The 6,852-nt window shown below is 33.1% G+C and carries 8 protein-coding genes and 2 tRNA genes; 2 read left to right on the top strand and 8 right to left on the bottom strand.

Annotation, left to right across the window (positions count from 1 at the left end; genetic code table 11):
* Positions 1–296 precede the first annotated feature (296 nt).
* The 6 genes from EDD63_RS07935 to radC all read right to left on the bottom strand — a co-directional run bounded on the left by EDD63_RS07935 (position 297) and on the right by radC (position 4,075).
* Positions 297–373 (bottom strand) — tRNA-Arg (locus EDD63_RS07935).
* Between the two features lie 114 nt (positions 374–487).
* Positions 488–949 carry a metallophosphoesterase family protein gene (locus EDD63_RS07930; protein WP_134170213.1) on the bottom strand — a complete coding sequence of 154 codons (462 nt, stop codon included), beginning with the start codon at positions 947–949 and terminating at the stop codon, positions 488–490.
* 2 nt (positions 950–951) lie between these two features.
* Positions 952–1,893, bottom strand: coding sequence for a metal ABC transporter substrate-binding protein (locus EDD63_RS07925; RefSeq protein ID WP_134170212.1), 942 nt, complete (start codon positions 1,891–1,893; stop codon positions 952–954).
* 2 nt (positions 1,894–1,895) lie between these two features.
* Positions 1,896–2,447 carry a hypothetical protein gene (locus tag EDD63_RS07920; protein ID WP_134170210.1) on the bottom strand — a complete coding sequence of 184 codons (552 nt, stop codon included), beginning with the start codon at positions 2,445–2,447 and terminating at the stop codon, positions 1,896–1,898.
* Positions 2,448–3,302 (bottom strand): rod shape-determining protein MreC, encoded by an 855-nt coding sequence (mreC, locus tag EDD63_RS07915; RefSeq protein ID WP_166667586.1) that lies wholly within the window; start codon positions 3,300–3,302, stop codon positions 2,448–2,450.
* Positions 3,303–3,379: 77 nt separating this feature from the next.
* Complete coding sequence (radC, locus tag EDD63_RS07910) at positions 3,380–4,075, bottom strand: RadC family protein (protein ID WP_243833754.1); 696 nt, start codon at positions 4,073–4,075, stop codon at positions 3,380–3,382.
* A 103-nt stretch (positions 4,076–4,178) separates the two neighbouring features.
* On the opposite strand from radC, the gene EDD63_RS07905 reads away from it, so the two are divergent.
* Positions 4,179–4,254 (top strand) — tRNA-Lys (locus EDD63_RS07905).
* Between the two features lie 61 nt (positions 4,255–4,315).
* On the opposite strand, the gene EDD63_RS07900 is transcribed toward EDD63_RS07905, so the two are convergent.
* Positions 4,316–4,876 carry an SOS response-associated peptidase gene (locus tag EDD63_RS07900; RefSeq protein WP_134170206.1) on the bottom strand — a complete coding sequence of 187 codons (561 nt, stop codon included), beginning with the start codon at positions 4,874–4,876 and terminating at the stop codon, positions 4,316–4,318.
* Complete coding sequence (locus EDD63_RS07895; protein ID WP_134170204.1) at positions 4,876–5,466, bottom strand: LexA family protein; 591 nt, start codon at positions 5,464–5,466, stop codon at positions 4,876–4,878. The genes EDD63_RS07900 and EDD63_RS07895 overlap by 1 nt, the downstream gene beginning before the upstream one ends.
* A gap of 118 nt (positions 5,467–5,584) precedes the next feature.
* On the opposite strand from EDD63_RS07895, the gene dinB reads away from it, so the two are divergent.
* On the top strand, positions 5,585–6,850 hold the full coding sequence (dinB, locus tag EDD63_RS07890; protein ID WP_243833753.1) for a DNA polymerase IV: 1,266 nt from the start codon (positions 5,585–5,587) through the stop codon (positions 6,848–6,850).
* Positions 6,851–6,852: the final 2 nt, after the last annotated feature.

The raw sequence follows: 6,852 nt of genomic DNA, 5'->3' as shown, positions 1-6,852 counted from the left end.
AACTTCAAAAAATGTTCACTACAAAGAACATCTTTTTAGCATATTCTTTACTGCTTAAAAGAACACAACTTTTAGAAGACAACAAAAAAACCAAGAAAATTCACTTCATCGATGAATTTTGCTTGGTTAATGGATTCTTAACTTAATGACATTACAGAAAATAGAGTATTTTTTCATGGATATATAAAATTCATGCATAAAAACACAAAACACATAATCGCGTCCGGTCATGATTATTGGTACAAATTCGAGAAAGTAAAAAAAGAAACCCTTTAAATAAAGGGTTTTTATGCATATGGCGTCCACGAAGGGATTCGAACCCCTGACCGTACGCTTAGAAGGCGTATGCTCTATCCAACTGAGCTACGTAGACATAACGCTAAATCATAATAACAAAGATTTTTCGCTTTGGCAAGCAATTCTTTTGCTCAGTTGAATAGAGCATACACCTAATCCAAATCCAATGATTTAACATATATTGTATCTTTTAGCCAAATATAAACTCAACTTCAATTTCGCCACTTGTATCATCAACATGCATAATTGCATATGAAGTATCTCTTCCATCACGTGACATTTGCAAAGATCCTGGATTTAATACATGAACACCATCAATCACTCGATAATCAGCAATATGTGTATGTCCATAACAAACAATGTCACATCCTTTACTTTTTGCTTTTTTCACCATCTGTTTGTCACGATTAAAATATCCAAACATATGTGAATGAAACATAATCAATTTGTGATGTGGAAGATTTAGTATAATTTCACTTGGATAATCATAATAATCATTATTTCCTGTTACTGTAATAAATTGTGGATACTCATAACTGTCTAAACAAATATCGCCACAGTGCAAAAATAAGTCAGCATCTCTATGCATTTCTAAAATTTTATCTAATTTTGAACGGATTCCATGCGAATCACTAACAACAATAATTTTCATAACTAATTCTCGATTCCTTCTAGCACCTTAAAATTTTCATACATAATAGTTAAATAGTCACGATTTTCTTCGCGATCCTCATTGGTTAGTGCTGACATATTATTTATTTCTATCGAGATTAGACCTAGCTCATCTCGAACCGTTTGATATAACTCTTCCATTTCTGGATTTAGATTTTGTTCGTGAACAATATACCTTACTCCATCATCACGAATTCTTTGCAAAATGATTTCCAACTGATCATCAGTTGGTGTTGCACCAAATTTCGACAAACAAAGTGGATACACATGCATATCATATGTATTTTGCCAATTTCCAAAACTTGCAGTAGTACTTACAAATGAAATTTCTTTGCTTTTAAGTGTTTGAAAATGTGCATCTAAGTTAGTAAGTTCAATCTCTAATGCATCATAGTTCTTACGAAAATCATCTTCAAGATGAGGATACAAAGAAATCATATAGTCACGGATAGATTCAGCTGCAGAAATCATTTGCAAAGGGTCCATCCAGATAAATGGATCTTTGGTATACGTATTAATCGTCGAAAATTGATTTCCTTCATAATACGGTTCTTGAACAAGTGTTCCAACACTATTTTTGGTATATCTCGCAAAGTCATTAAAGTAACCATATCCTTGCAAATCTAAATAATTTTTTGCATCATTACGGAGTTCTTTTCCATAGATTTCAAAATAAGGTTCCATTCCAGAAATAAACAATAATGCATCACTATCATTAAGAATAATTTGGTATTCACTAGTAATGGAAGCACTTTGTATCGTTTCGCCATTTGAGATACTCTCTACTGTAATATGCGGTTCGCCAATACGTTCAACTAAAAATTTAATTGGATAGGATGTAACAGCAATTTGATATTCATTTTTCGAGCATCCTCCCATCATAAAACATGATAGAAAAAGGACGCAAACCATTAGTTTTTTCATCCCTACCTCCTTAGTAAACGTGTTGATAATTTCTCATCTTTTCTTATTTTCAAATCACGCATACGTATGTAATCGTCACGCAAGTTCGTTAAGAAATGTAATATAAATACAAATCCGACATTTACAACTAATGTTAAAAACATACGATTATAAATCCATGAATTGAAACTAACTCTTGTATCTCCTGAAAACCACATCAATGCATATGTAATTAATTGCATCGTAAATAAAGAGCATATCGCAAGAATTATACTTTCTAGTAAAGACTCTCCGACATGTTTTTGCCATGCTTTAACAATAAAACACAACAAAACAAAAATAAATATATAAACTAAAAACGAATTCGTAAAGAAAAAATCATAGAACATCCCGCTAAGTATAGATAATATCAACGCATCAATAAAGTCCATTTTACGAATTGTCAAAATCAGTGCACAAACACCAAAGCATGACACGAAATACACACTATTCATCGCGAAATTCACTGGGAAGCAAGTTTCAATGATCCCATCGATTAGGAAGCATGCAAAAACAAATATATATTGCACTACCATCTACTTCACCTTTAATACACTAACATAAGTAAAATCATTGAAATCAACTGCTGGTTTGATTTGAATTTTCACACCTTCAGCGTTATATAGTTTTTCAACATCTTGCACTTCACCAATTAAAATTCCTGATGGTGTCGCTCCACCAATACCAGAAGTTACCACTTTCATTCCTTTTTTTATTTCAACAGTTGAATCGAAAATATTAGCGGTGAACATTCCAGTTGTCTTGTCATAGGTTTCTAACGATCCTGTTGTAGATTTATCACTACTTAGTTCGATTTTAATCGAAACTTGCGAGTCAGTTTTTTCTGCAGTAAGCAGTTGTACCTTCGATGTTTTATCATGTACCTCAACCACTCTACCCAACAATCCTTTTGAACTAATTACTGACATATCTTTTGTGATGCCATCATTACTTCCAACATTAATAGTCATCACATTTGACCAACCTTGCACATCTCGTGCAATAACAGTTGCTCCGATACTATCATATTGATCGTTGCTTGTGATACCTTGTAATGCCTCAAGCTCAGCAAGACGACGTTTTGTATCGTCTAATTCAGACTTATACATTTTTTGACTAGCGATTTCTTGACGCAACTCATCATTCTCACTTTGCACATTCCAAAGGTTACTAATGTCCTTTGAAAAGTTAAGGATCGTACGCGTTGGTTTTTCAATCAATGAATAACGCAACATTGTAAATAAGTCATATCCTGACTCAGAAGCTGCATTACCTCCCATAATACGTGTTGAAAATCCGAAAATAAGTAAAATAATGCAGATAAATATTAATATTTTTTGCGAGCGATTAAAGCGCGCTGTTTCATTTGGTCGTTTTGTAATTTTTGGCATAAACATTCCTTTCTTACGACCTCCATTATAAACTATCTACGACAATTAATAAAGGAAGATTCACATTGTAAATCTTCCTATTTTTCGTGATGAATCAGTCCATTTTCTACAAAACTAAAATGATTATTTTGAGCAACAATAATGTGATCAATAATGGGTATCCCAATAATTTTGCCACTTTCAATCAATTTATTTGTGAGTTGCAAGTCCTGTTTACTTGGTTCTGCACTTCCACTTGGATGATTATGTGCCACAATGATAGCTGCAGCATGCTTTTGAATAGCTTCTTTAAAAACTTCACGCGGATGAACAACACTCACATTTAACGTACCAACAAAAACCGTGTTTTCATGAATGATTTGATTTTTCACATTCAAATACAATACATAAAAATGCTCTTGTTTCTTCAATCCAATTTTCTTATTTAAATAGTTATAGACCATCTGTGGATCATTTAAGACAGGTGCATTCTTTAACTTTGCGTAGATACTTCGTTTACTTAATTCAAATACACTCATCAATTCCAAAGCTTTGATTACAGATATTCCCTTAATTCGAATGAGTTCATCAAAACTCATCGAAAATAATGGTACTAACCCGTCACTTACATGTAGCAATTTATCAGCAAGTTCAAGTACCGATACATCTTTATACCCACAACGCAAGATAATTGCTAACAACTCTTTATTTGATAAAGTATCCATTCCATATTTTAAAGCTTTTTCTCTTGGTCTTTCACTTTCCTTCAATTCTTTTACTTTAATGTTACTCACCTCATATATATGTAGGATTTTTTTTACTTTAATCCTAATTTTTGGGTTGATTCGCTAAGAAAATAAGCATATAATAGTGATGCAGCAATTTTGCACAATACATGTCTCCGTAGCTCAGTTGGTAGAGCAATTGACTCTTAATCAATGGGTCTAGGGTTCGAATCCCTACGGGGACACCATTAAACATAGTAAAGGTATAAGCCCTTCTTCTCACAAGAAACTTATACCTTTTTTAATATTTTATACTATAGCAGAAGGAACTGGTTTCCATTCAATTCCATTTAGTGCATTTTTGAAACTAGTAAAAGGTATGCTTTCACCTTTTATATATTGGTCAATCATTGGTTCATCCAACATACAAGGAAGTCTATCATGAATCATTTTAAAATCGGATGTTGCATCTTGTGTCATAATAACAAATGTATCTCCAGATTCTTTTTTTTCATAAAATCCTGCAAGTGCCAGGATTTTTTTGTTTGGTTTATCTAAAAGATATTGATGTTTTTGCTTATCCCATTCATAAAATGCTTTCACATAAATAATGCAGCGTTGATTTTGATATAAAGGTCTAAACATCGGCTTTTCAAGGACACTTTCTACACGCGCATTAATAATTCGCATCTTTTTCCAACTCGGTTCAATTCCCCACTGCATCATTTTAAATCCAGTGTTTGTTTTTACAAGATATGGTTGTGAAGGATATACATCTTGATGTACAACAGGAAGTTGTGATTCTTCATAAGCTCCTTGTAAGATTTCTTTCCAATCTTCTTTAGTGAGCGAGAGAAATCGACCACACATTATGAAAAATTCCTTTTTGAGTGCATAACTTGACCAATAATTCTTACTGGTAGAATATCAATTTCGTTTTTATTAAAAAAGCGATTTGCGACCGTTTGGTTTGCTGCTTCTAAAATTAGTACATCATCTTTCATGATTACTTTTTTTATTGTAACTTCCTCACCAACTAAAACTACCGCAATTTTATTGTTTTCCACTTCATTACATTGTTTCACATAGACTAAATCGCCATCAAAAATACCAACGCCTATCATCGAATCTCCCTGTACTTTCAAATAGTAATCCCCTTTCGTTGATTCGATTTCTGTTACTTCTTCATACCCCAAAAGATCTTCAGCTGCAAATAAATCATAACCAGCTTTTACATTTCCTAAAATTGGTTTTAATAAATTTTGCGCATCATCATCAAGTGCACGCGAAGAAAGTTGTAACAGTTCTGCTAAGCGGTCTTGTTTTTCTTGTGGAATACTTTTCGTTGTTCCATCAAGCCAACGATAAACACTTGATACCCCTACATCTAAATGGTTTGCAATCTCTTTTGGTGAAATCCCTATGATTTCCATTTGGTGTTTTAATATATCTTTATTCATGATTTCATGTTATCACTATTTTTGTAACAATGCAAATTTATTAAAATAGAAAAAGTATTTTTTGCCATTTTTGATTGAAAAATGGTAATCTTGTGGTATGCTCTAGTTAGGAGGACACATGATACAACACGAAATGAGAACTATCTTACATATTGATATAAATCATTGCTATGCGCAAATTGAAGAAATGTTAACACCACCTTTACGTGATGTCCCAATGGCTGTTGGAGGTGATGAGTCACAAAGACATGGAATCATTCTTGCAAAAAATATGAAGGCTAAACCATTTAAAATCGTTACTGGAGAACCCATTCGAAATGCATTAAAGAAATGTCCGGACTTACATATTGTGCAAGCGGATATGAAAAAATACACATACTATACTTCAAAAGTAAAAGAAATTTATCACGAATACTCAGATCGTGTAGAAGATTTTGGTTTAGATGAAGCATGGGTTGATGTCACTGATTCACTTCGTATATATGGTAGTGGAATGCAAATCGCACAAGAAATTCAAAGACGTGTGTATCATGAATATGGATTAACTGTATCTATTGGTGTTAGTTTCAATAAAGTGTTCGCAAAACTTGGTTCCGATTATAAGAAACCAAGTGGACTTACAGAAATTACACAAGAAAACTTTAAAACATTTGCTTGGCAATTACCTGTTAGTTATTTACTTATGGTTGGTCATGCAACAACAAAAAAATTACATGATCTTCATATCTATACAATTGGAGATTTAGCTTGCGCATCAACCACATTACTAAAACAAAAATTTGGCAAAATGGGACTTCTAATTTGGAGCTATGCTAATGGAATGGAAGCAAGTGAAGTTACATTAGAAACATTTACAACCCCGCCAAAATCAATTGGCAATTCTTGGACTACACCTAAGGATATTACAAACGCAAATGAAGCAAGGATCGTCTTAGAAAGACTTAGCAATTCTGTTGCTTGTCGTCTACGAGAAAAAGAGTTTATGGCCAAAGTCATTACACTTTCAGTAAGAGATACCAATTTACACAGATTTACTCATCAGCGTAAAATACCAGTTGCAATTGACACATGCAGTGAAATCTTGCAAATCGCAATGCAACTACTTGCAGAAAGTTATGACTTTGTACTTCCTATACGTAGTATTGGCGTACATGCATCACAGCTTACTAAAACAAACATGTACTATCAATTAAACTTCTTTGAAGATACAGTAGCTAAGGCAAAAAATCGAAAAATAGAAATAGTAGTTGAAGATATACGAAAAAAATATGGTTTCTATAGTGTGAACTCTGCTTCATCGCTCGTAGATAGAGCTTTCAGTTCTGTTGACCCAAAAGGAAACCATACTATCCATCCAGTTGGATTTTTGAAAGGAAATTCATAATC

The organism is Breznakia blatticola (genome assembly GCF_004365815.1).
GTDB classification, from domain to species: Bacteria; Bacillota_I; Bacilli_A; order Erysipelotrichales; family Erysipelotrichaceae; genus Breznakia; species Breznakia blatticola.
Note: the sequence above shows the minus strand (reverse complement) of the source record. Positions and strands in the feature narration are given on the sequence as shown.

Bases quoted from the DNA above. Each gene is read 5' to 3' on its own strand.
- EDD63_RS07930 (WP_134170213.1), bottom strand. From the start codon at position 949: ATGAAAATTATTGTTGTTAGTGATTCGCATGGAATCCGTTCAAAATTA.
- EDD63_RS07925 (WP_134170212.1), bottom strand. From the start codon at position 1,893: ATGAAAAAACTAATGGTTTGCGTCCTTTTTCTATCATGTTTTATGATG.
- EDD63_RS07920 (WP_134170210.1), bottom strand. From the start codon at position 2,447: ATGGTAGTGCAATATATATTTGTTTTTGCATGCTTCCTAATCGATGGG.
- mreC (WP_166667586.1), bottom strand. From the start codon at position 3,302: ATGCCAAAAATTACAAAACGACCAAATGAAACAGCGCGCTTTAATCGC.
- EDD63_RS07900 (WP_134170206.1), bottom strand. From the start codon at position 4,876: ATGTGTGGTCGATTTCTCTCGCTCACTAAAGAAGATTGGAAAGAAATC.
- EDD63_RS07895 (WP_134170204.1), bottom strand. From the start codon at position 5,466: ATGAATAAAGATATATTAAAACACCAAATGGAAATCATAGGGATTTCA.
- dinB (WP_243833753.1), top strand. From the start codon at position 5,585: ATGATACAACACGAAATGAGAACTATCTTACATATTGATATAAATCAT.